Source organism: Hutsoniella sourekii ATCC 700629 (assembly GCF_000518205.1).
In the GTDB taxonomy this organism is placed as follows: Bacteria; Bacillota; Bacilli; order Lactobacillales; family Aerococcaceae; genus Hutsoniella; species Hutsoniella sourekii.
In genome coordinates this window covers 39,049-62,088 of sequence record NZ_JADD01000005.1, presented here as the reverse complement: position 1 = coordinate 62,088, position 23,040 = coordinate 39,049, and the positions used below count along the sequence as shown (strand labels likewise).

The 23,040-nt window shown below is 42.2% G+C and carries 21 protein-coding genes and 1 other annotated feature; of the genes, 11 read left to right on the top strand and 10 right to left on the bottom strand.

Annotation, left to right across the window (positions count from 1 at the left end; all coding sequences use genetic code 11):
* Positions 1 to 3: 3 nt before the first annotated feature.
* From T408_RS0101560 to proS, 3 genes are all read right to left on the bottom strand, one after another.
* On the bottom strand, positions 4 to 519 hold the full coding sequence (locus T408_RS0101560) for an acyl-CoA thioesterase (RefSeq protein WP_028118390.1): 516 nt from the start codon (positions 517 to 519) through the stop codon (positions 4 to 6).
* Between the two features lie 94 nt (positions 520 to 613).
* A complete protein-coding gene (locus tag T408_RS0101555; RefSeq protein WP_028118389.1) occupies positions 614 to 1,534 on the bottom strand; it encodes a hypothetical protein in 921 nt (306 codons plus the stop codon).
* Between the two features lie 174 nt (positions 1,535 to 1,708).
* Positions 1,709 to 3,148 (bottom strand): proline--tRNA ligase, encoded by a 1,440-nt coding sequence (gene proS / locus T408_RS0101550; protein WP_028118388.1) that lies wholly within the window; start codon positions 3,146 to 3,148, stop codon positions 1,709 to 1,711.
* A 368-nt stretch (positions 3,149 to 3,516) separates the two neighbouring features.
* On the opposite strand from proS, the gene T408_RS0101545 reads away from it, so the two are divergent.
* Both T408_RS0101545 and T408_RS0101540 read left to right on the top strand, forming a co-directional pair.
* On the top strand, positions 3,517 to 5,142 hold the full coding sequence (locus tag T408_RS0101545) for an ABC transporter permease subunit (RefSeq protein WP_028118387.1): 1,626 nt from the start codon (positions 3,517 to 3,519) through the stop codon (positions 5,140 to 5,142).
* A 2-nt stretch (positions 5,143 to 5,144) separates the two neighbouring features.
* Positions 5,145 to 5,894, top strand: coding sequence for an amino acid ABC transporter ATP-binding protein (locus T408_RS0101540; RefSeq protein WP_028118386.1), 750 nt, complete (start codon positions 5,145 to 5,147; stop codon positions 5,892 to 5,894).
* 61 nt (positions 5,895 to 5,955) lie between these two features.
* Here the strand turns inward: T408_RS0101540 and lepB are convergent, their stop codons facing one another.
* Both lepB and T408_RS0101530 read right to left on the bottom strand, forming a co-directional pair.
* Positions 5,956 to 6,546, bottom strand: a complete 591-nt coding sequence (gene lepB, locus T408_RS0101535) for a signal peptidase I (protein ID WP_028118385.1) — start codon at positions 6,544 to 6,546, stop codon at positions 5,956 to 5,958.
* 18 nt (positions 6,547 to 6,564) lie between these two features.
* Positions 6,565 to 7,050: an LURP-one-related/scramblase family protein gene (locus T408_RS0101530; RefSeq protein WP_028118384.1), complete on the bottom strand. Its 486-nt coding sequence runs from the start codon at positions 7,048 to 7,050 to the stop codon at positions 6,565 to 6,567.
* A 163-nt stretch (positions 7,051 to 7,213) separates the two neighbouring features.
* On the opposite strand from T408_RS0101530, the gene T408_RS0101525 reads away from it, so the two are divergent.
* On the top strand, positions 7,214 to 7,768 hold the full coding sequence (locus T408_RS0101525) for a DUF924 family protein (protein ID WP_035419754.1): 555 nt from the start codon (positions 7,214 to 7,216) through the stop codon (positions 7,766 to 7,768).
* Between the two features lie 8 nt (positions 7,769 to 7,776).
* Here T408_RS0101525 and rlmH read toward each other — a convergent pair whose 3' ends face one another.
* Positions 7,777 to 8,256: a 23S rRNA (pseudouridine(1915)-N(3))-methyltransferase RlmH gene (gene rlmH, locus T408_RS0101520; RefSeq protein ID WP_028118382.1), complete on the bottom strand. Its 480-nt coding sequence runs from the start codon at positions 8,254 to 8,256 to the stop codon at positions 7,777 to 7,779.
* An 88-nt stretch (positions 8,257 to 8,344) separates the two neighbouring features.
* On the opposite strand from rlmH, the gene T408_RS0101515 reads away from it, so the two are divergent.
* On the top strand, positions 8,345 to 9,712 hold the full coding sequence (locus T408_RS0101515) for a TrkH family potassium uptake protein (protein ID WP_051444719.1): 1,368 nt from the start codon (positions 8,345 to 8,347) through the stop codon (positions 9,710 to 9,712).
* 20 nt (positions 9,713 to 9,732) lie between these two features.
* Entirely contained in the window at positions 9,733 to 10,401 is a 669-nt protein-coding gene (locus T408_RS0101510; protein WP_028118380.1) for a potassium channel family protein, read from the top strand.
* 67 nt (positions 10,402 to 10,468) lie between these two features.
* Here the strand turns inward: T408_RS0101510 and T408_RS0101505 are convergent, their stop codons facing one another.
* Entirely contained in the window at positions 10,469 to 12,292 is a 1,824-nt protein-coding gene (locus tag T408_RS0101505; RefSeq protein ID WP_028118379.1) for a hypothetical protein, read from the bottom strand.
* 206 nt (positions 12,293 to 12,498) lie between these two features.
* On the opposite strand from T408_RS0101505, the gene malQ reads away from it, so the two are divergent.
* The 5 genes from malQ (at position 12,499) to T408_RS10465 (ending at position 18,183) form a co-directional block, all read left to right on the top strand.
* Complete coding sequence (gene malQ, locus T408_RS0101500; protein ID WP_028118378.1) at positions 12,499 to 14,019, top strand: 4-alpha-glucanotransferase; 1,521 nt, start codon at positions 12,499 to 12,501, stop codon at positions 14,017 to 14,019.
* A 67-nt stretch (positions 14,020 to 14,086) separates the two neighbouring features.
* Positions 14,087 to 14,338: a binding site (T-box leader), on the top strand.
* 64 nt (positions 14,339 to 14,402) lie between these two features.
* A complete protein-coding gene (gene cysK / locus T408_RS0101495) occupies positions 14,403 to 15,323 on the top strand; it encodes a cysteine synthase A (protein WP_028118377.1) in 921 nt (306 codons plus the stop codon).
* Positions 15,324 to 15,337: 14 nt separating this feature from the next.
* Positions 15,338 to 16,342, top strand: a complete 1,005-nt coding sequence (locus tag T408_RS0101490; RefSeq protein WP_051444718.1) for an ABC transporter permease — start codon at positions 15,338 to 15,340, stop codon at positions 16,340 to 16,342.
* A gap of 1 nt (position 16,343) precedes the next feature.
* Positions 16,344 to 17,120 carry an ABC transporter ATP-binding protein gene (locus T408_RS0101485; RefSeq protein ID WP_028118375.1) on the top strand — a complete coding sequence of 259 codons (777 nt, stop codon included), beginning with the start codon at positions 16,344 to 16,346 and terminating at the stop codon, positions 17,118 to 17,120.
* Positions 17,110 to 18,183, top strand: coding sequence for an ABC transporter substrate-binding protein (locus T408_RS10465; protein ID WP_035419752.1), 1,074 nt, complete (start codon positions 17,110 to 17,112; stop codon positions 18,181 to 18,183). The genes T408_RS0101485 and T408_RS10465 overlap by 11 nt, the downstream gene beginning before the upstream one ends.
* Positions 18,184 to 18,342: 159 nt before the next feature.
* Here the strand turns inward: T408_RS10465 and T408_RS0101475 are convergent, their stop codons facing one another.
* A complete protein-coding gene (locus T408_RS0101475) occupies positions 18,343 to 19,530 on the bottom strand; it encodes an MFS transporter (RefSeq protein ID WP_028118374.1) in 1,188 nt (395 codons plus the stop codon).
* A 134-nt stretch (positions 19,531 to 19,664) separates the two neighbouring features.
* Here T408_RS0101475 and uvsE point away from each other — a divergent pair, with 134 nt between their 5' ends.
* Positions 19,665 to 20,930, top strand: coding sequence for a UV DNA damage repair endonuclease UvsE (gene uvsE / locus T408_RS0101470; RefSeq protein WP_028118373.1), 1,266 nt, complete (start codon positions 19,665 to 19,667; stop codon positions 20,928 to 20,930).
* Between the two features lie 51 nt (positions 20,931 to 20,981).
* On the opposite strand, the gene T408_RS0101465 is transcribed toward uvsE, so the two are convergent.
* On the bottom strand, positions 20,982 to 21,557 hold the full coding sequence (locus T408_RS0101465; protein WP_028118372.1) for a sugar O-acetyltransferase: 576 nt from the start codon (positions 21,555 to 21,557) through the stop codon (positions 20,982 to 20,984).
* A gap of 149 nt (positions 21,558 to 21,706) precedes the next feature.
* Positions 21,707 to 23,029, bottom strand: a complete 1,323-nt coding sequence (locus T408_RS0101460; RefSeq protein WP_028118371.1) for a uracil-xanthine permease family protein — start codon at positions 23,027 to 23,029, stop codon at positions 21,707 to 21,709.
* Positions 23,030 to 23,040 lie beyond the last annotated feature (11 nt).

Sequence of the window (23,040 nt, the reverse complement as noted above, 5' to 3'; positions counted from 1 at the left end):
TAATTACATATGATGCTTACTAATAAGTTTGTTATTAAATTCTTCACGAATTTCTCGCTCTTTAAGACGCGCCTTCTTACGGTTAGGATAACCCGCATGAATATATAGTTCCTCTTCTGTTTCAGGAAGCAGGGCCGGCATTTGAACTCGTTCGCCATCCACAAATTCTGTTGATACAAAAGTCAAGAAAGCAGTCGCAGCCAGATAACGTTCGCCTGTCTTCAAATCTTCCCCAACAACCTCGGCAAATACTTCTGCTGAAGTGGAACCCACACCTGAAACAATCGTTTCAATAGTCACAGAATGTCCTTGAGGCAAGGGCTTCAAGAAATTCAAACTATCCATTGAAGCCGTCATCCCAACCGCATTACCATGACGGATAAATGAAATAGCCGCCGCCTTGTCAATCTCTGCCATCAAGTGGCCTCCAAATAAATTGCCATGAGAATTACACTCGCTTGGCATGATTAAACGGGTATGCACTACTCTAGAATTAGCACAAGTCTTCACTTCTCGCATAAACATTTCCTCCTGATGATATACTAACAAGATAATTATAGCAGATAATACATCATTTGGTCATACTTTAGCAATTAGAAAAGATCATCGTTTGCTAATAGACATCTTCTAAATAGAATGGCTGGTCTATAATTTCATACCCCGAACTACCCGGTACAGTCTTCACGACATGACCATATTCCCCGTCATAAGTGTAGGATACCGCTTGACCTGCCTGTTGAAAGACAGGGTAAGGATTATCAACTTTTAAAACTACTGCTTCAGTGTATATATTTACACGGTCTGGATTAGCTGCATACAAACTAAAGCCAGTATACTTCTTGACCGCATCCATTCCTGTCGACCATAGATTTCCTCTAGAATAACAATCTTCATAGATATTCATAGCCTGAATCCATTCTTGTTTTACGGTGCTTCCTCTCGAAATACCTGGCTCTAGCTTAATCGCTTCATCCATCAAGAAGTACATCAGAACTCTAAGATACTCCCGCGCCCGTTGATCCTGTTCAGTTAAATCATATTGATCCACTAACAAAAAAGTATGATCATATATAGTAGCTAATTTATTAAAATTAGTGTCGGCTTGTTGCACGGCTGTGGCCATCCTTGGAATAATTGGATTGATCTGAGGATTTTGGATTAAATCATTCAATGCTTCCTGAACATTCTCGTCATTTAGTCCTAATTCTTTAGGATCTTCAGGAAGGTTAGAGAGAAGTTCATACCAATAAGTATCAAACAACGGGTCATTTATAGAAAGAGGACCAGGAAGATTAGGATCATTAGACAGGTTATTCCAGGTTTCTTCCGCTTGAGCAACCTTTGGAGTAAAAAAGGCTTCAACGGTTGAACCCTCTACCCCTGAAATATTCATTAGTACAATAGAAGCTAAAGATACACAGGAAGCAATGCCCAGAGGTTTCAAGACTTGTGTCTTGAGACATTCTTCCTCAATCATTTGCCAGACTTTCTTCTGAATCCTTATTAGACCTTGATGTAACTTATGTTTATTCATATTTATACTCCTTTATAAAGCGATCCAGCTGTTGGCCAGCTCATCTGATCTTATTTTCTATAATATCTTATCACTTAATCCCACTTTCATGACTGATTCCATCCTCAAATGCTAGTATTTACTCCTCAACAGCAAAAAAAGGACACCCAGTTGGATGTCCTTTTTGAATTTTTCTTAGTAGGCGCGAGCCAACCATACGGTTTCTTTGGCTGGTTTACCAGTGACAATACAAGTTGTCTTAGGCTCAACCATTCCTTCAAACGGAATATTACGGGTGGTAAAGCCAGTCCGTTCCTTAATTAAAGCTTCTGATTCTTCAGTTCCATCCCAACCGGCTAATACCCAGCCAGGTATTTCTCCTGCTTCAGTCTTGGCTTCAATATGAGCTTCTAATTCATCTAGCGTATTAATATCTGTGTAAATATGCTCAGCTTGACGGGCACGAGCCGTTTCTAACAAGCGACTTTGCATGGCTTGTAACTCATCTTGGATCCTTGCCGCAAAATCTTCAAATCCCACGCTATCTTTGTCATCTAGATCACGTAACTTGTACATAGCTTGCCCATTTTCTAAGTCTCGTGGTCCCACTTCAACCCGAAGAGGTACCCCGCGTAATTCTGCTTCAGCAAATTTGAAGCCTGGACGGTTATCTGTATCATCAATTGTTGTACGAATGCCCTTAGCATGCAGTTGATCTTGAAGTTCTTTGATTTTCTCCATGATTTCAGGATTCTTTTGCCATGGGCCAACTGGAATGAAGATCACTTGAGTGGCAGCAACAGCTGGTGGTAGAACCAATCCTTGGTCATCCCCATGTGTCATAATTAAAGCCCCTATTAAACGAGTAGAGGTTCCCCAAGAAGTCGTATAAGCGTAGACGTGTTCATTGTCTTCATTCAAGAATTTGATATCAAAGGCTTCAGCAAATTTTGTTCCCATATAATGAGAGGTTCCCGCTTGAACAGCCTTACCATCCTGCATCATCGATTCAATTGAATAAGTGCGTTCCGCACCGGCAAATCGTTCAGATGGGGTCTTTTCACCCATGAAGACCGGCATAGCCAAAGTGTTTTCGACGACATCCCGGTAAATTCTTAACATCGTCTGAGTTCTCTCTTGGGCCTCTTGGGCAGTCGAGTGAGCGGTATGTCCTTCTTGCCACAAGAACTCGGAAGTTCTTAGGAAAGGTAGGGTTCTTTTTTCCCAACGAAAGACGTTAGCCCATTGGTTCAGCATAAGTGGTAAATCACGATAAGAATTAATCCATCTTGAATAAGCATCCCCAATAACTGTTTCAGAAGTTGGGCGCAGCGCCAATCTTTCTTCTAATTTCTCGCCAGCTGCTTCCGTTACCCATGGTAGCTCAGGAGCAAAGCCTTCGATATGGTCTTTTTCCTTGGTAAAAAAGGACTCTGGAATCAACATTGGGAAGTAGGCATTTCTAACTCCTTCTTCCTTGAACCGTTGGTCCATTGCATCTTGAATCTGCTCCCAGATTGCAAAGCCATCAGGCTTGAAGATAATATTCCCACGAACTGGCGCATAATCCATCAAGTCTGCCTTTTGAATTGTTTCTAAGTACCACTTAGAAAAGTTTTCCTTACGAGTTGTCATCTAATCCCTCCAAAAAATAATAGACTGTTCTCATCCATAAGGACGAAGAACAGTCTACTCCGCGGTACCACCTTGATTGCCTGCCACTTAGCTCGGCCAACTCTTAGCTGTTAAGGAAGCTACTCCACTGGTTTCTGTAGCAGGTTCAACTGGCTCCTGTATATTCTTTCAGCTACCGAATACTCTCTAAAACAGGAAGAACAATTTACTGATCTACACTCTCATTCATTATAGCCTGTTCCCCTTTTAAAAGCAATCTGTAATTAAGTAAAGTCGCTATCTCATCATTTTCTCATCAACTGAGTTTTGCTGTTGAATGCTGACCCTAATTCCAGTAGAATGAAGAAGTTACTAAAGGAGGTTTAACGATGTTATCACACATTAAAAAAATAATTTTTATCCTGCTGGCCCTCTTGATGATCAGTCCTGCAGGAACTGGTCTTGCTCAAGAAACAAGTTATAATCAAGAAGCGATTCAAGCAGGTATCGAAAGTCCTGGCGTCTTAAGAGTTGGGATGGAAGCCAATTACGCCCCTTACAATTGGACTCAAGCTAGTCATAGTGATGGGGCCGAACCGATTACTAACTCCAATGGGGAGTATGCCAATGGCTATGACCTGCAAATAGCTAAGAAACTAGCTGATGAGCTAGGCCTGCAACTAGAAGTCGTCAAATTAGAGTGGGACGGCTTGCCACTAGCTCTTCAATCAGGAAAAATTGATGCGATCATTGCGGGTATGTCTCCGACTCCTGAGCGTAGACAACAAATCGACTTCTCTGACAGCTATTATGCTTCTAATATTGTCCTAGTAGTCCGGGCAGATGGTCCCTATGCTGATGCCAAGTCCTTGGAGGATATGGCCGGAGCGCGAGTAACCGGTCAATTAAACACTTTCCACTATGACCTGATTCCGCAAATTCCTAATGCCCAACAACAAACAGCCATGGATAGTTTTCCAACCATGATTTCTAGTGTTCTCTCTGACAAGAGTGATGCCTATGTCTCCGAAAAGCCCGGGGCCATGGCTGCTGTAGCAGCTAACAGTGACTTAAGCTTTGTTGAGTTCCCTGAAGGATCAGGCTTTGTCTTAGAAGATGTGACAACTGATATCTCTGTGGGCTTACGTAAGGGATCTCCTCTTACACCTGTTATCAATCAAGCTCTGGCAAATATCTCTCAGGCAGACCGCGACCAATTAATGCAAGATATGGTAGATTTAAACCAACGAGGCGAAAGCGGTGGCTTCTGGGCTGATGTCAGGGGAATTTGGGACCAGTTTGGTAGCCAATTCATCAAAGGGGCAATCAACACCTTAATTATTGCCTTGTCTTCAACTTTAATAGGTTTCTTAATTGGTCTAGCCATTGCCATCTTCCGCTCAAGCGAGGTTGATAAACAACATAATCCTCTTGGCTATTTCTTGTTTAAGATTGTCGACTTAATTATTGTTGCTTACATCGAAATATTCCGTGGCACCCCGATGATGGTTCAAGCTATGCTGATTTTCTATGGTTCTAAATTATTCTTTGGTATTGATCTAACAGCCATGACCGCGGCTCTACTTATTGTATCCGTTAATACAGGAGCCTACTTAGCTGAAGTCATTCGTGGCGGGATTAGTGGTGTTTCCAAAGGACAAACAGAAGCAGCCAAGGCCATTGGTATGAACCATTATCAAACCATGACCTTAGTTGTTCTACCACAAGCGATTAAGAGTATTCTGCCTTCTATTGGTAACGAATTTGTTATTAATATTAAGGATACTTCCGTCTTGAATGTGATTGCTGTTACCGAATTGTTCTTTATCACCCGGTCAGTGGCTGGTTCAACCTACCAGACCTTCCAAACATTCTTCATTACCGCGCTCATCTACTTTGTCTTAACCTTTATCACAACCCGGGTTATTCGCCTATTGGAGAAGCACTTCTATGAAGATCGACCGATTCCAGTCTTTGAATCATCCACAAATCCACAACCTATGAAGGAGGTATAATTATGTTCGAGCACTTACTTCAAGTTCAACATCTCAAAAAATCTTATGGATCCAATGAAGTCTTAAAGGATATCTCCTTTGAGGTTCAGCCAAGCGAAGTGATTAGTATTATCGGCTCATCCGGATCCGGTAAGTCCACCTTGCTTCGTTGCTTAAACCTACTCGAAATTCCGACAGATGGTGATATTCGCTTCCATGGACAGTCTGTTCTTGAATCCAACTTCAACCGTAACCTCTACCGTTCCAAGGTAGGCATGGTCTTCCAGTCCTTCAACCTCTTCAATAATATGACGGTGCTGGATAACTGTACAGTTGGTCAGATCAAGATACTCAAACGCTCCAAAGAAGAAGCTGAAGCCAAAGCCCTTAAATTGCTTGACCGCGTTGGCATCGCCACTCATAAAGATGCCAAGCCCAACCAATTATCCGGCGGTCAGCAACAACGGGTAGCCATTGCCCGCGCTCTAGCCATGGATCCTGAAGTCTTACTCTTCGATGAGCCTACTTCTGCTTTGGATCCAGAAATGGTGGGAGAAGTCTTAAATACCATGACCTACTTAGCCTCTACAGGTTTAACCATGGTCGTAGTCACCCATGAGATGGCCTTCGCCCGTGATGTATCAACGCGCGTCATCTTTATGGACCAAGGTGTGATCGCTGAAGAAGGTATACCAGAACAAGTCATCAACAACCCACAAAATGAACGCACCCGTGAATTCTTAACCCGCTTCTTAAGCGAAAGACAAGGCTAGAATTATATAAAATTAAAGGCACTGGAAGAAAATTAATTCTCCAGTGCCTTTTTGTAAACTGTTAGCTACGTTTAACTATTTGTGTCCCATCTTCATTCAGTTCATATTTCTCTAACAAGCCAAAGCGATCTAATGGCCAATGAATCCAATCCGCTTCCCCATGAAGGTCGTCTATTTTGACGAAGCCAAAGGCACGACCGTCTAGTGAATTTTGACGATTATCCCCCATCACAAAGACATAACCTTCTGGAACCTCCGCTTGTCCAGCTACATCTTCCAGGGTAAAGTCAAATGTAAAGTCCCCTGCAACCTGGCTCTTGCGTGGCTCTAAGTAAGGTTCATCCAAGGCCTTGCCGTTAAGAATTAGCTTATCATCCTTGTATTCGATGCGGTCACCAGGCATACCGATTACCCGCTTGACGTACAAAGCATCGCCTTCTGGTGCTGGCATAATTACCACGTCAAAGCGCTCAATTTCATTACGCTTCAACATCACCATCCGGTCACCGTCATGCAGGGTATCTTCCATCGAGCGGCCACTAACTACAAAAGGCTCGATAACAAACCAGCGTATTAATAAGACAGCGGCCACCATGAGGACAACCATACCTAAGGTACTTATAATTTCACGGATCCATTCATTTCTTTTCATTCTTTGCTTCCTCTATTTCTAATCATCATCTTCTTCATCATCCAGTACTAGGTCAATAGCTAAGACAACCGCTAAAACCAAGACCGGATTAACTTCTTCATTCCGGATATGACAAACAAAGCTATCCGATAAGCTTAATAATTTTTTGTTGATTGTTGCTAAGGTCTGACCCTTGTGGGTAATCTTATAACGGTGGTCAAATAAGTTCCCTTGGACCAACCAATTCAGGTTTTTGATTTGGTATTGGTCTCGACCAATCGTCAATTTCTTGGTGATCGTAGCAACTTTCTCACCGGCAATCAAGACATCTACCGTCGGTCGCAGGCTGACTAAACGTTCCTTAACCTTGGCTAATTCTTCTTTTGTTTGACCATCTAAAATGGTTTGCTTTCTTCTTAAGGATACTTTAGCCGATTTGACCGAGTAGAGGGAGTGCCCGTCTCCGTCAGTCACATCAAAATTTTGGTTTAATGAAAATCGTCTTTGTTTGACATAGAGTTTCATCTTATTCACCTCTCTACTTTGTCTAATTATATAGCTATTTTAATCCATTATCAATTGTCAACAATAAGGTTCAAAAGTAAGTAAAGTAATATTCAACTTATTTGCTAATAATTAAGCCCGCATGATATTCTACAGTAAACATATACAAAAGGAGTCGATTCAAATGACACAGTCACAAGTTACCTATCAAGAGGTTCTAAATTTTTGGTTTAATCCTGATAACGCTGATAAACGTTTCCAAAAAGATCCAGATTTTGATCGGCTAATCCATGAACAGTTTGGCCAGACTTGGCTTGCTGCCTGTCAAGGCTTGCTGAGTGATTGGCGGAAGGATGTTCGAGGCCGTTTGGCAGAAATCATTGTCCTTGATCAATTTTCAAGAAATTTAATGCGGGGTTCACACTTTAGTTACAGCCAAGATGGCATGGCCCTAATTCTCAGCCAGGAGTTATTAAGCCAAGTTGAATTCAAGGATTTAAGCCAAGAAGAACAACACTTTGCCATTATGCCCTTTATGCACAGTGAATCACCTGATATTCACCAGGAAGCCCTAGACTTATTTAAGAAATATGGGGGTGAAGAAGGTCTCAAATACGAACAATCCCACAAGCAAATCATTGACCGCTTCGGTCGCTACCCACACCGTAATCAAGTGATGGGAAGAACTTCTACTCCAGAGGAATTACTCTTTTTGATGGAGGATAATAGTAGCTTCTAGCTCATTCTTTACTTATGATAAGCATGTCCGTTAATAATGCGAAAGGCACGATAGATTTGTTCTACCAGAACGAGGCGCATCAATTGATGAGGTAAGGTGATTCTTCCCATTGATACGGATGCATCAGCGCGGTCTTTGACGGCTTGGCTAAGCCCCAAAGATCCCCCAATAACAAAGGTTACCTTGCTGTCGCCATAAGTTGCATAACGATCTAATTGGCTGGCAAGATCCTCCGAGCTAATGAGCTTGCCCTCAATGGCTAATACAATCACTTTACGGTCGGGGGCTAATTTAGCTAGGATACGTTCCCCTTCTTTTTCAAGAACGATGGCTTCTTCAGCTGGACTCATATTTTCAGCGGTAGCTTCATCAGCCACCTCAATGATCTTAACCTTGGCATAGGCACCTAACCGCTTGATATATTCGGCGATTCCTTGCTTTAAATACTTTTCTTTGAGCTTGCCTACAGTAATTATTTCGATATTCATTTGATCCTCCATTCTTGATAAATTCTATCACATCTCCATCTATTATATGTTAAACTAAATGGAGTTTAAACTAGAAGGAGGATGCCTTGTGTCAAATGATCGTTTTAAAGGACACACCGCCCTTAAAATAACCGGCAGTTTCGTCCTACTTGCTTTGATTGGAAGTTTCCTGTTAAACTTACCCATTCTACAAGTACCCAATGATGCGACTTATTTTGACCACCTGATTACTGCCACCTCACTTGTCTGTGTCTCAGGGCTTGCTACTGTTTCGATTTACGAGACTTATAATATTTATGGGCAAATCCTGGCTTTGATCTTGATTCAAATTGGTGGTCTAGGCATTATTACCCTCCTAAACGTGGGGCTTTACTACTTAAGAAAAAGAATTACCCTCACTGAACAACATATGCTTCTAGAATCCTTTAACCGAGACACTTCTGAAGATTTCACCGGTTTTCTCTTGACTATTTATCGATTTACCTTATCAATGGAATTACTCGGCGCCTTAATATTGATGCTGGATTTCATTCCTCGTTGGGGCTGGAAGCAGGGTAGTTTCAATGCAATTTTCACTGCTGTTTCAGCCTTTTCCAATGCCGGCTTTCAAAACTTTCCCGGGAAAAACCTGGAAGTCTTTCAAGAAAACCCCTTGGTTCTATTGACTATTAGCGCTCTCGTTATTGCAGGTGGGCTAGGTTTTGCCGTTTGGTTTGAAATTTATGAACGCTTCAAGCAGTACCGAAGTCACCGGCCTTACTCCTTACGCCTAGCCTTCCGCAATATGAGTATTCATACCCATGTAGTCCTGAAGATGACGGTTATTCTCTTAACAACTGGGACACTACTCGTCTGGGCGGTGGAGTCCAGAAATATCTATAGTATTGGTACCTTATCATTTCCTCATCAATTACTAAATAGTTTCTTTGCCTCGGTCAATATGCGGACCGCTGGCTATGTAACGGTTAATTACTATGACCTAAAACCTATCACTAAGTTTGTCTCTATGGTGCATACACTCATTGGGGCTGGTCCCGGGGGGACTGCCGGAGGATTAAAGGTTACAACCGCTGCTGTCTTGTATCTAACTTTCCGCTCCGAGCTACTTAATTATTCCCACGTCATCATTCGCAGGAGAACGATTTCTTCCGTTATTCAAAAGCGGGCTCTAGTGATCGTCCTCTTCTTTACTATGATGTTTATCGGTGGTTACTCTCTCCTGCTCTTGACGCAAACCCATGTAGCTGCCTTAGATCTAATGTTTGAAGTAGTGAATGCCCTTGGTACAGCCGGTATTTCCTTGAATCTAACTGCTCGATTAAGTACCTTCGGCCATTTAGTCTTAATGATTCTAATGATAGCCGGTCGTGTCGGACCGATTACTCTCTTAATGAGCGTGCTCTACCATAAAAGTAACGAGGTTCACTACGCAGAAGCCAATATCTATATTGGTTAAGCTTAAGAAAGGATAAGAAGATGAACACTAAAATAGTCGGTGTCTTAGGTCTGGGTATCTTCGGTCGAACGGTCGCAGAAGAACTCAGCCGTTACGGCCATGAGGTGATTGCCATTGATTTCAAAAGCGAAAACGTCAACCAAGTTGCTAATTTTGTCACCTCGGCTTCCGTAGGGGACTTTACTGATATTCAACTGCTTGAACATGTCGGAATTCAAAATTGCGATATCGTAGTTATAGCTACAGGTAGCAACTTAGAAAGCTCTGTCTTAGCGATTATGCAATGCAAAAAGTTAAAGGTTCCTCAAATTGTAGCCAAGGCGCGTAGTCCTATCTTTGAGGAAGTGATGTATGAGGTGGGGGTAACCACAGTCATTGCTCCTGAAAGAGACTCGGGCTTTAGATTAGCCACTAAAATTATGCGCAACCATATCGAAGAAGTACTGAGGTTAGATGATGATACTTCTGTTGTCGAATTCAGTATTCCCAAAGAATGGGTAGGTAAGACATTACAAGAATTGGATTTACGTCGAAAATACGATATCAACTTAGTTGGCATTCGCCAAGAAAAAGGTGAGCCCATGGAAACTTTAGTGGTCGGCGAACCCCTAGAAGCTGATATCCTCATTGTAGCCATTGCTACCTCCCATACCTTTGAGCGTTATGATTATTTAAACTTACTAAAATAAAAAAATGAAATTCCGGATCAAAACATATGATCCGGAATTTCATTTTCTAAAAAGGTTTTAGACTGATTTAATTCACTAACACATACTCTGTTCGAACATTTTCCATTCCTCCAGGAACATTGCCTGCATAGTTATAGGCAATCAAAGATATTTCTCCTTGATCATTCGCATAGAGTAAGAATTCGTCATCAAGGTAACGGTCGCCAGACGCGTCACCTAGATTATTTCCTAAGCGAAAACCTTGGTTAAGCGTTACAGTCATTGTTTCCAAGGGAGCCCCGTCAATCGGGAAGAATTCAATCGCCTGATCACCAAAATCTTCAAATCCTGAAAATTCAAAGGACATTTGAGAATTCATAATGGTGTTCACCAGATCAACCCGTCCCTCATCAAAATTAAGAATAATTTGATTAGGGGCATTGACTCCTTGAGTGAGATCATCAAAGACCATCTGTCCAGTCTGAGGAGCGAGCTCTTGTATATCAGCAGATGTCTCATTTACTCCAGTTAATTCATCCTGATTCGTCGCTTCTTCATCCCCCACCCAAACATTATAGTAATCTGCTAGTGAGAAAGATTCACCTATGGGTTCGATGGCTTCTTGGTTACCTAGAGGGACGTATCCTACAGCTCCTGTCTCTTTATCCACAGCGTAGCAAGGATACTCTGTAACAAATGGAATCGACAAATCTCTGACAAAGAAGATATAATAGTTGGGATAGGCTTCAATTTCGCCCGCTTCAAAGAGATGAGAAAATTTAGAAATTCCTTCTGCTAATTCAATGGACTGAATTGCGTAGAAACTTTCTTCACTCGATTGAACTAAATTCATACCTTGCTTAAAGATCTCTTGCCAATCTTCAAGTACGGTCTGGTCTCCTTTACGCCCTTGTCCTTCTTGTCTTTCTGCCAGTAGGGTTCCATAGTAGATGATAACCCGCAATTGATTCAAGGCTGTGCGATCTTCCGGTGTTAAGGCATAGTAGTCTTCCAACAAGTAGGTATGTCCATAAATTTTATTCGCTTGCCAGCCAAATTGATCCTGGAAATCTAGCTGGTATAAATGATCATAAAAGGCATGAATAAAAGGAGAGATAGATACGTCTAATTCCGGTCTCAGTTGACGCCATTCCTCTTCGCTTTGAATAGCTTCTGGTAATTCAGCTGCCAGTTCTTCGAACAAAATGGTTTGCCAGTTTTCGTTATAAGTTTGGCCGAGTAATTCAAATGGCTGAGCGTCAACACCCACTCCAGTTTCACCAGGCTGAACAGGCTTAGGTAATAGAATGTCACCCCTTGATTCAGTATCTTCATGATTAGCCGATTGGGCTTCTGGGATATCAGCTTGATCTGGAGTCTCAAGGCTTGGATTATCTCCTATTAAATCGTATTCAATATAATGATCCCTTAGATCTGGTTCAAGAGCTTCAGCCTCCTTATTATAGGCGGCTAGTTTTAAATTATCTTCTTCATCATAATATACATAGAACTTCTGACCATCTAGAGAATTATGGGCTCTTCCCAAGGCCTCTACTTGGAAATAAGAGGAGACCTCAATCTCCTTACTCGTGCCGTCGACTTCCAATACCTTGATACTGGCTGGTTCATTACCAATAGAGCCTAGTTCACTATGTTTACCACCTTCATAGAAGACAGTTAAGCTATTATTGGCTAAGTCCAATTCAACTTGAGTAAAGAAAGCATCAGGTCGTTGGAAAGTTACCCTCCCTAATTGCTTTGAATCCTGAACAGACTGCACATCTGTCTGTTCTACATCCACTGAAGTCGAAGCTTCTTCTGCATAAATAGTTGATTTTACCATCTTTATTACGGGCGTGATAAGAGTCAAGGTTGATAAACTCATTACCAATAAAAATTTTGTCTTCTTCACTTAGCAACCTCCTATGGTATCTATTTCAAATCATCAATTAGAGCTACTGTTACTCCTAATATAACATAGCTTAGCCACTCTTCTGTGAATTAATTCCTGAACGGTTCATTTGATTGCCTGAATGACACTTTAACTAAGAGAACGTTTGCATTCTGATTTAACAAATTATAATATATAAGCAGATAAACAAAGAACGGAGACCAACCATGAAACGAGCGAGCGGAGTTTTATTACCTATTTTTTCTTTACCCAATTCTTTTGGCATTGGTTCTTTTGGCCAATCAGCCTACCAATTTGTCGACTTTCTAGTTGAAGCCAAGCAATCTTACTGGCAGATTCTTCCTCTGACCACAACTAGCTATGGCGACTCGCCCTATCAGTCCTTTTCTGCTTTTGCCGGTAATAGCCACTTTATTGACTTGGAGCTTCTCACTCAAGAAGGCCTCCTTTCCAGTCAAGATTATGAAGAACTCAACTTTGGATCCAACCCAGAGGCCGTTGATTATGGAACTGTCTTCAAGCAAAGGCCCGCCCTACTTCAGAAGGCGGTAGACCGATTCCTCGAAGCTGGGAACACACATAGTTACCAAACCTTTATTCAAGTTCATGCGGACTGGTTGGAACCCTTTGCCGAATATATGGCTATTAAAGAAAAGTTTGAGCTAGCTCCATGGTATGAATGGGAAGAATCGATTCGCTTAAGAAAACCTGAAGCCCTTGCTTACTACCGTCAAGAATTAGCTGACCGATTAAATTATTACCGGGTCACCCAATTCTTCTTCTACCAGCAATGGCAGACGCTGAAACAATACGCCAACGATAAAGGAATCGAAATCATTGGAGACCTACCGATCTACGTTGCACGAGATAGCGTGGAAATGTGGACCAGTCCGCATTTGTTCAAGGTCAATGAAGTAAATGAGCCCCTGACTGTGGCCGGTTGCCCACCTGATGACTTGGGACCTCTAGGCCAATATTGGGGCAATCCTATCTATGACTGGCAACAGATGAAAGAAGATGGTTATCAATGGTGGTTCTGGCGTCTAAGAGAGAGTTTCCATTTATACGATATCGTCCGCTTTGATCACTTCCGTGGCTTTGAATCCTATTGGGAAATTCCATACGGATCACCTGACGCCAGCTTTGGCAAATGGGTTCAAGGTCCAGGTATAGCATTTTTTGAAGCTATTCAAGAGGAACTGGGAGATATCGCTATTATTGCCGAGGACTTAGGCTTCATAACGGAGGAAGTTGTTGAGATGCGACAAGCCAGTGGCTACCCTGGTATGCGGGTCTTACAGTTTGGATTCAGTGGTAAGGGAGATAACCCAGATCTTCCTCATAACTACGAACAAAATGCCGTCGCCTATGTTGGAACCCACGATAATATGACCGCCCTGGGCTGGTACACCGAATCCAGTACTCAAGAGGAACGTGATTACCTAGACCTCTATGTCAACCGACGCCCTGGAGAAACCATCCCTGATTGTCTGAACCGAACAATTGCAGCGAGCGTTGCCGATACGGCCATCTATACCATGCAAGATTTACTGAACTTAGGCAATGAAGCTCAAATGAACCGACCGGGCATTTTGGGTGGCAACTGGCAGTGGCGGATGTCAGACCAGGCTTTACGGCCCGATATTGTGGAGAAACTCCGCCAATGGACCGAAGTTTACCACCGTGCACCAGAGTCAAACTTAAGTGACGAAGACAGTTCCTTTTAAAAAACTTTCAAATCTTTGTTTGAATTAGTTGACTTTAAATGAATGTTTACTTATAATTCTCTTACCATAATTTAAAATAAGAAAAGAAGAGTAGATATTCAAAATCTTACCAGAGAGTTCGTGAAGGTGGAAGCGAACAAGATATGAATATTGAAGATGGCCTTTTTATATTAGGTGGAGCCAGTTATCCTTGATAATGAACTCTACTCGGTGGTCCCGTTATCGCTTGATATTCATTCGTAGATTTCAGCGAATGGTAAGAGATAGGCACAAGTTGCCTATAAAAATAGGTGGTACCACGGCAGAAGTCGTCCTTGTAAGCAAATGCTTCAGGGACGGCTCTTTTTTATTATGGTAATAAGTGTAGTTAAAGGAGCAGTGATATGACCCTGTATACAAAGTTAAGTGACCTTATCGGTCAAACACCACTCTATCTCCTCCCTAATCCACAACCGGATCAGATGGCAGATATCTATGTCAAACTGGAGATGTTCAATATTGGTGGTTCCATCAAAGACCGAATTGCTCTCAATATGATCGAGCAAGCCGAAGCACGCGGAGACCTCAAGGATGGAATGACCTTGGTCGAAGCAACCTCGGGCAACACTGGTATTGGTCTAGCCATGGTAGCCGCCTGGAAGGGCTATCCAGTGATCATTGTCTTACCTGAGAATTCATCCGAGGAACGAAAACAATTAATTCGCGCCTACGGCGGCCAGATAGTTGAAACACCTAAGGAGCTAGGAACAATCGGCGCTCGCGATAAGTCTTTTGAACTCCTCGAGCAGAACCCGACTTATCTTTCTTTGGTCCAACATGACAATCCAGATAATCCAGCTATTCATTACCAAACCACCGGCCCTGAAATTGTGGAAGATTTGCAAAGGGTTCCGGATGCCTTCGTAGCTGGGGTCGGAACTTCAGGAACCGTTTCTGGCGTAGGTAAATATCTCAAGGAACAAGATAGTCAAGTCCAAATTTTCTTAGTTGAAGCAGCTCACTCTGCCGTTATTTCTGGTCATCAAGTTCCTGGTGAAAATAAGATTGCGGGGATGGGAGCCGGCTTTGTTCCTAAGATTTTAGACGAGACTGCTTATGATGAAATCCTTGTCGTTACTAATGAAGAAGCCTATCAAACGACGCGTCTCTTAGCTAAGCAAGGCCTTCTATTAGGTGCTTCTTCCGGAGCCAACCTATATGCCGCTCAAACGGTTGCTCGTCGTTTAGGTCCGGGCAAGAAAGTAGTAACGACTGCTGCCGATAACGGAGAACGTTATTTGTCTACTGATTTATTTGCCGAATAGAAAGGAGGGCGATCATGTCCCAACCTATAAGTCCAGAATTATTATTAGAACTAGAGCAAACAGAAAAAACACGCCAAGAAAAAATAGTGGATTGGATTATTGCCTGCTTACCAATCCTCACTTGCCTGATCGCTTTGGGAGAGTATTATTATGTTCCGAATTATGGACGAAACCTAAATACGCATGTTTATGGCATTTTTCTATTGCTTGGAATTGGCTGTTATTTAATCTTTTTCCTTCAGGGAATCCAAAAACCAGGTGTTTTTAAGAGAGTTCGTTATTATGCTCCTTTTATCAGTCTTGTCTTTATTTTATTTACGATTTATGACTATCTCACCTTAAAGACCAACACCTTAGCTCTACCCTACTTCCCCTGGGTAGATAATATCTTAAATGTAGCGATTGAAGACCGGGCTTATCTAGCTGAATCACTGGTAGCCTCTGTTAAACTCTTGTTGACCGGTTATGCTATTGGAGTCGGCCTCGGCTTAATTACGGGGGTCTTGGCCGGTTATTCCAAGGGAGTTCGTTATTGGATCCAACCCTTTATGAATATCTTGGGACCTATTCCAACAACCACTTGGTTACCCATTGTGATGGTCCTAGCTACTACTTTATTTAAGGGCGCCCTTTTTATCATTGCCTTAGGAGTCTGGTATGCCGTGACCCTGGCTACTATGACTGGAATCCAAAATATTGACCCGGCCTACTTTGAAGCTGCTCAAACCTTGGGTTCTTCAACTAAGGATCGCGTCTTTAAAATTGCTGTCCCAGCTGCTAGCCCCAATATCTTCCAAGGCTTAACCCAAGGTATGACTTCAGCGACCACCTCTTTATTAGTAGCTGAGATGCTAGGGGTGGAAGCCGGACTTGGTTGGTATATCACCTGGCAGCGGTCTTGGGCCCAATACGCCAAGATGTATGCGGCCATTATCCTGTTAGCCTTTACCTTCCTGGCAGTGAATTACTTACTCGGTCTAATACGTGACTACGTCTTGAAATGGCAAGAAAGGAGCTAAGATGAGTAATCTTCTTGAAGCAACAAACTTATCCAAAAGTTATCTCAACCGACAAAATAAAACCGTTACCCAAGCCTTAGATCAAGTCAACTTCAATGTTAAGGATAAGGAATTTGTCTCACTAGTTGGTCCTTCTGGCTGTGGGAAGACGACCCTTTTAAGACTGGTCTCTGGCTTAATTACCCCTACTCAAGGCTCTCTGACACTTAACGGAGAGGAAATTAAGCAACCTTCTATCGACCGCGGCCTCGTCTTTCAAAAGCCGACCTTGTTTCCTTGGCTCACCGTCTATGAGAATGTAAAATTTGGTCTCAAAAATAAGCCTGATTTGGATCAATCAGACCAAAGAGTTCATGATCTGATTCAAATGGTGGGTCTTCAAGACTTTGCCCAAGCCTATCCCCACCAATTATCAGGGGGTATGGCTCAACGAGTCGCCTTGATTCGGACCATGATTACCCAACCCAAAGTCTTCTTGTTGGATGAACCCTTGGGGGCCTTGGATGCCTTTACGCGGATGGAAATGCAAGATGAGATCCTGAAGATGGCGGAAGCTGAATCCATGATCTCACTGATGGTAACCCATGATGTCGATGAAGCCATTTATATGTCATCCAGAGTCTTAATTATGGCCCCTAGACCCGGACGCATTGTCGAAGATTTAACCATTGATTTACCTAAGGATCGTAACCGAACATCGCGGGCCTTTTTGGACTATCGAAGCTATATCTTGAACCGATTGAATTTTGGAGAAAGTGAGGATCTCTATGTCATCTAAAACTAAAATAACCGGCCTTCTAGTAGGCCTAGCCATATTAACAGGCTGTCAAACAACTGTCGATCAATCAAATGAGAAGCGGGCTCAAATTGAAGAAGCCACGCACAACGCGCACGTGGCTGGCCACCGGGAGGTGGAGGTCCCAAAGTCGCACAAGATCGAGGACGAACCCTTCTACAAGGAGACGATTACCATCGGTTACAACGGGGGGTTATGCCAGTTAACGGCTCCCATTGCTGCCGCTAAAGGGTTCTTTGAAGAAGCCGGCCTCGATGTAAAGATTATTAATGTTGACAATCAAATTGACGCAGTAGGCACTGGTAAGGTTCAGCTAACAACCAAACATATTGCTGAGACCCTGGTTCCAACAGTATCTGGACTAGATATTTACTTCACTCAAGGCGCCATCACTGGTTGTACTAACTTATATGTAGCCAACGATTCTGATTATCACTCCACCCAAGACTTAAAACACAAAAAAGTTGGTATTACCAACGGCTACGGCGGCTCCCGTCATAATATTGGTCTGCGATTCTTTGGTAATGACGGAATTAAGCCAGAAGAAGTAGATTATACAGTGGTCGATGAAGGATCATCCGTACTCGCTCTGGAAAATGGTGAAATCCAGGCTGTCGTCTTACAAGATACTTTTGCGCAAAAATTTGAAGATGCAGGTGAAATTCGACAAATCCGATCTCAATTAGATGAAGACTTTGCCCATGAACCTTGCTGTGTTCATTATTTAAATGGGACTTTTGTTGAGGAAAATCCCCTAATAGCGCAAAAAATTGGTCAAGTTCTCGCTAAATCTTCTCAATACATTGAGAACCACTTTGAAGAAGTCGTTCAAATCGGCTTTGACAAGGGCTGGTTAACTGGAGACTTCGACACTTCCTTAAAGCTAATTCAAACTTATGATTGGACTGTAGACGATAAGGACACCCAAGAAGCCCTCTTCACCATCGCTAATGAATACCAAGAATTTGGCTTGTTACCTGAAAAGATAAATGTCGACCAAGAAGTTTCTCAATTATGGGTCCCCCTTGGCCACAAGCAACCTTGAAAGCAACAAGACTAAAGAAGATCTTCTCTAGAAAAAATTAGACAAAACAATTCCCCATGCTTAGCACATGAATGCCACAGCATGGGGAATTGTTTTTAGTTAGAAATCCCATTGTCAGCTCTTTTAACCTCGCTGACAGACAAGGAGGTGACTAATTTTCTAACGATTTTGTAAGCCTCGATGAAAGCAGGCAACACCTACCAATGTCCCTACTAGACTAAAAATTAAAAGGCATTTCAAATCATATAAATCCAACAACCAGCCACCCACTGAACCAGCAAGAATTCCGCCCATTGTTTGCATCATAGCTAAATAAGACTGACCTTTAACCTTATCCTGACCGCCCATTAATTCATCCGTATAGTAAACGCAAGCCACTATATAAAGACCAAAAGAAATCGTTTGAAACAAGTGAGCAAAATAAACGCCTGCCACTGAACTTGCTAGTAGGGTCAGTAAAGCCTTTAGCATAAAACCCCAACTAGATAGCTTCAACAATTGACTATGATGATAACGACGAGTTAAGCGAGAATAATAGACCATTACTGGCACTTCTACGACAGCTGCTAAGGCGATAGCCAGTCCCATCTCAGACGTCCCACCACCAACACCAGCTACAATCTGATAAACAAATAAATTAGCAATATTATGACTAATAAAAAGCCCTAAAGTCCCCACCATCAACCAAATAAACTGTGGGTAGCGACGCCAAAAAGATTGAGTGATTGATTCTTCTCGAAAATGAAAATTTTGACTGGAAACTTCCCGCCCCGCTGGCTCTAAATCCTTCTTAAATTTATGGTAGAGCCGCCAATTAGCGAATAAATAACAAATCGCACCTATTAAGGCAACATAAATGATGGCCTGCTCCCCCATCTGAGTAACCCAATAACCCACCAAACTACTAGTTACAGCAAAGGAGAAACTTCCGACTGCTCGAGTTACACCAAAGTTAACTTGATAACCGGCATTCAGAAGCGACATGATAAAAGCATTATGAAAGGGAAGCAACATCGATAAGAGGCCTAAACTTAGTAAATAAGTGGCCGCCACCAAAATAAAATGGTCTCTTAAAATTAATAGCAAAAACAAAGCTAGTAAGATTACCACCGTTAAGACTTGAATAAAATGGTAGACACTCCACTTGCGACTCCGGTCCGCCCATGAAGCTAGCAAGGGCTGAGTTAGGATCGCCAATAGATTAGCTCCAGCAATTAAATTACCAATCAAAGCTTCACTTAGATTATTAGCTAGCAAGTAAACCATCGAGAAGGCTGTCACAGAGCCTATCATAAAATCATAGGCACCAGTAATAGATGCAGTATATAAATTTGTGTTTTGCTTCATATTTTACCTCTTTTATGTTAGTTTGAAATTAACTTTTATTACTATAGACGATTTGGTCCAGTGTAACAAGACAAAATTACTAGATCTAGGCTTGATCTTAGGCTTATTATACTGGCTATTTAAGGAGGAATTTCATGGCTATTGGCTATGCTTGCTTGACTGTTGGCGGGCCCAAAGTTAACTACCGAACTTGTCGTAAACAAAATGCGACGCCAGATAAACTTAAGGAGCTGATCAAGCATAATTTACTGGTTCTCTCTCATCAACTGGATTATAATCATCAGCAAGGGATCCGCCTCTTTCGTATCACGTCTGACTTAATTCCTTTTGGTTCAGACTTAGAGACCAATTCTTTGGATTGGGGGCACTTGTTTAGACAGGAGTGGCAAGATCTTGCTCAAAAAATCAAAAACTACCAAATACGTGTATCAGCCCATCCAGGTCAATATACCGTTCTAAACACTCCAAAAGCCGCTGTCCTACAACGGACCATCGCTGACTTAGAATATCATGATCGCTTTCTGACCCTCTTAGAAACAGATTCTGCCAGCAAAATTGTCCTACATATTGGCGGCATCTACGGTGATAAGCAAGCCGCTATGAAGCGATTTGTTGATAATTACCAAAAGCTCAACCCACAAATTAAGAAGCGATTAGTGATTGAAAATGATGACCGACTCTACACCATTCAAGAAGTTCTCAACTTATCTCAAGCAACTGGGGCCCCGGTTGTCTATGACAACTTACATAACGCTTGCAATCCAGCTGATCTCACTCGGTCTGACCGAGACTGGATTCAAGAAGCTAGCTTAACTTGGGCAGTTCAAGACGGTCCTCAAGCTGTCCACTATTCCCAACAAAAACCTGGGGGTCGGTTGGGGAGTCATACCGCTACCATTTATCATGCTGATTTTCTGGACTACTATTATCAACTTCAAGACCTAGACCTTGATATTGTTCTAGAGGTAAAGGACAAGAATTTATCAGCAGTCAAATGCATCAACCTCACCCGATCTGACCGCCATATCAAGTATTTAGAAGCAGAGTGGGCACGTTATAAATACTCTGTCCTAGAGCATTCTCCTAGTCACTACCAAGCTATTCGCCAGCTGTTGAAGGACAAGACAGATTATCCTGCAGTCCATTTCTACTCCTTGCTAGAAGAAGCTCTGGATACCCCAGCTACAGCTGGCTCGTTAACCAATGCTTACGACCACGTCTGGGGCTACTTCAAAGACCAAGTGACCAACAAGGAAAAAGCAAATTACCGATCATTACAGCAAAATCTTCAAGTGGAGACTAGTGTAGATGCTGGCATCAAGCTTAAACGATTCTTAAAAAGAATGGCTAAGAAGTACCCCAATTCCTACCTTGACCAATCCCTATTCTTTGAATTATAAATACCAAGCCCCTCAACTAAAGCTAAGCTTTAGTTGAGGGGCTTGTTCCTCTTACAGTCTCTCTTCTTGATCAATGGTTCGAATAAGTCTAGCAGGTACACCTGAAACTAGGCTATTGGCGGGCAAGTCTTTGGTAACCACGCTACCTGCTGCAATCGCACAATTATCGCCGATGCTCACTCCTGGCATTACACTAACATTAGCTCCAAACCAAACATTATCACCCACTTGAATGGGTTCGGCTTTTTCTAGTCCTTTATTACGGCTCTGGGCATCTAAAGGATGGTTGGCCGTATAGAAACCGCAATAAGGTCCCACAAAAACATGGTCGCCAAGCGTAATGGGTGCACCATCCATAAAATAACAATTCATATTGACAAAGCAATCTTGACCAAAGCGAATATTATAGCCGTAATCACAGACAAATGGACTCAAAAGTTCCAAAGTCGGATAAGGACTTTGAAATAATTGGTCTTGAATTTCCTGACGTTCTATTGTTAGACTCGGTTTCAATTGATTGAGTTCAAAGCATAAGTCTTGCGCATGTCTTCTGGCTTGGACTAGCTCTTGATCATAGTTTGCATCGTACCATTCCCCTGCTAGCATTTTTTCACGTTCACTTCTCATGGTATCTATCTCTCCTTTATTTTGATCTTTTTTTCATTTTCGATTTTAGCAAAGTCAACTAGCAATTGATAGCCAAAGCAAAAAATCCACATCAGGCTCTTTAATCCTTTCAAGATTAATGACTGATGTGAATAGTGTTGTCGCTAAAATTATTCTGTTTCTGGTAAGCACTTGTTTAACACGATACCCACCAAGGCTCCCACTGCTATCGGGGACGCTAGGAAATATCGAATCAGGTTTGGTGCCAGAGCGGAAACTTCACTTGGCAAGAGGACACTACCTAAAGTGACCAATACGACAATCCCAACGATATATTGGTTCCGTTCTGAAGATAAGAGCGGATGAACAAGATTAAAGCCAGCTAGAAAAATTTGGAAGCTGACCATGGCAAAGATACCACCAATTACCGCAGTTGGAATGATACTGATCAAGCTAGCTAATTTTCCGAAAAAGCCAAGCATGATAAAAATAATCCCTGCTCCAACGAAAACCGAACGACTAGCTATCCCAGTCATCGCAATGATTCCAGCGTTTGAAGAATATGAAGCGGTTGGACTTGCGCCAAGTAAGCTATTAATAATATTTTCAATTCCTTCAAGAATAACCCCACGGTTCATTCGCTCTTGGTCTAACTCTTCACCGGATACGGATGCGATGGCATACCAAGATCCCGTCGTTTCTGCCAACAATACCAAGAAGATTAAAAGCATGGTAATGATAGACGATGGATCAAAGGCTAAGTGATAATTAACAAAGGCCATGCTAGGTAGGGTTACCCATGGAGCCTGTTGGAAAGCCTGCCAATTCACTCCTCCCATCAATTGAGCAAGTCCCGTTCCTACTCCTAGTGCTAATAGAACTGAACAATAAGCCATAGGCCGAGCTAATCGTGGGACATACTTGCCAATCAAGGATGCAACCATCAAGGTAATAATTGTTACACTAGCTAGTAGAATATTTTGCGGCATAGTCAAACTACCACTCTCAATAAAAATATTATTTATAAAGGCCGTCGGCATCAAAGATAAACCAATAACCATCACTATTAAGCCACTAACTAGATTAGGAATTAATACTTGAGTTACCTTGCGGTAAAAGCCAGATAAGCCTAGAAGAAATAACACAAGGGATGCCACTAACATCGCACCCATAACCGCATCAAACGAACCTGTCGCTTGATAAATACCCACCATAGCTCCCAAGGGAACAAATGAAGCCCCTTGGGCAACAGGCATACGAATCCCAAAGAAAACCTGAAGCAAAGTCGCTACACCGGCTCCCATAAAAGATGATTGAATCAACTGACTAGTTTGGACTTCGCCTAAATTTAGAATCCCTGCTAAAAGCACAGCAACAACAAAGACATTCATTACTAAGACGTGGGCTAATCCAAGAAGTCCTGCTTGCAGAGCAGGTAGCTTTTCATCAGCGGTCACTTGGATAAAATCAGGAATATTGGATCGATTAGACATAGTATTTCCTT

What these genes read in the sequence shown, in the direction of transcription:
- T408_RS0101560 (WP_028118390.1), bottom strand. Translation starts at nt 519, where the DNA reads ATGCGAGAAGTGAAGACTTGTGCTAATTCTAGAGTAGTGCATACCCGT.
- T408_RS0101555 (WP_028118389.1), bottom strand. Translation starts at nt 1,534, where the DNA reads ATGAATAAACATAAGTTACATCAAGGTCTAATAAGGATTCAGAAGAAA.
- proS (WP_028118388.1), bottom strand. Translation starts at nt 3,148, where the DNA reads ATGACAACTCGTAAGGAAAACTTTTCTAAGTGGTACTTAGAAACAATT.
- T408_RS0101545 (WP_028118387.1), top strand. Translation starts at nt 3,517, where the DNA reads ATGTTATCACACATTAAAAAAATAATTTTTATCCTGCTGGCCCTCTTG.
- T408_RS0101540 (WP_028118386.1), top strand. Translation starts at nt 5,145, where the DNA reads ATGTTCGAGCACTTACTTCAAGTTCAACATCTCAAAAAATCTTATGGA.
- lepB (WP_028118385.1), bottom strand. Translation starts at nt 6,546, where the DNA reads ATGAAAAGAAATGAATGGATCCGTGAAATTATAAGTACCTTAGGTATG.
- T408_RS0101530 (WP_028118384.1), bottom strand. Translation starts at nt 7,050, where the DNA reads ATGAAACTCTATGTCAAACAAAGACGATTTTCATTAAACCAAAATTTT.
- T408_RS0101525 (WP_035419754.1), top strand. Translation starts at nt 7,214, where the DNA reads ATGACACAGTCACAAGTTACCTATCAAGAGGTTCTAAATTTTTGGTTT.
- rlmH (WP_028118382.1), bottom strand. Translation starts at nt 8,256, where the DNA reads ATGAATATCGAAATAATTACTGTAGGCAAGCTCAAAGAAAAGTATTTA.
- T408_RS0101510 (WP_028118380.1), top strand. Translation starts at nt 9,733, where the DNA reads ATGAACACTAAAATAGTCGGTGTCTTAGGTCTGGGTATCTTCGGTCGA.
- malQ (WP_028118378.1), top strand. Translation starts at nt 12,499, where the DNA reads ATGAAACGAGCGAGCGGAGTTTTATTACCTATTTTTTCTTTACCCAAT.
- cysK (WP_028118377.1), top strand. Translation starts at nt 14,403, where the DNA reads ATGACCCTGTATACAAAGTTAAGTGACCTTATCGGTCAAACACCACTC.
- T408_RS0101490 (WP_051444718.1), top strand. Translation starts at nt 15,338, where the DNA reads ATGTCCCAACCTATAAGTCCAGAATTATTATTAGAACTAGAGCAAACA.
- T408_RS0101485 (WP_028118375.1), top strand. Translation starts at nt 16,344, where the DNA reads ATGAGTAATCTTCTTGAAGCAACAAACTTATCCAAAAGTTATCTCAAC.
- T408_RS10465 (WP_035419752.1), top strand. Translation starts at nt 17,110, where the DNA reads ATGTCATCTAAAACTAAAATAACCGGCCTTCTAGTAGGCCTAGCCATA.
- T408_RS0101475 (WP_028118374.1), bottom strand. Translation starts at nt 19,530, where the DNA reads ATGAAGCAAAACACAAATTTATATACTGCATCTATTACTGGTGCCTAT.
- uvsE (WP_028118373.1), top strand. Translation starts at nt 19,665, where the DNA reads ATGGCTATTGGCTATGCTTGCTTGACTGTTGGCGGGCCCAAAGTTAAC.
- T408_RS0101465 (WP_028118372.1), bottom strand. Translation starts at nt 21,557, where the DNA reads ATGAGAAGTGAACGTGAAAAAATGCTAGCAGGGGAATGGTACGATGCA.
- T408_RS0101460 (WP_028118371.1), bottom strand. Translation starts at nt 23,029, where the DNA reads ATGTCTAATCGATCCAATATTCCTGATTTTATCCAAGTGACCGCTGAT.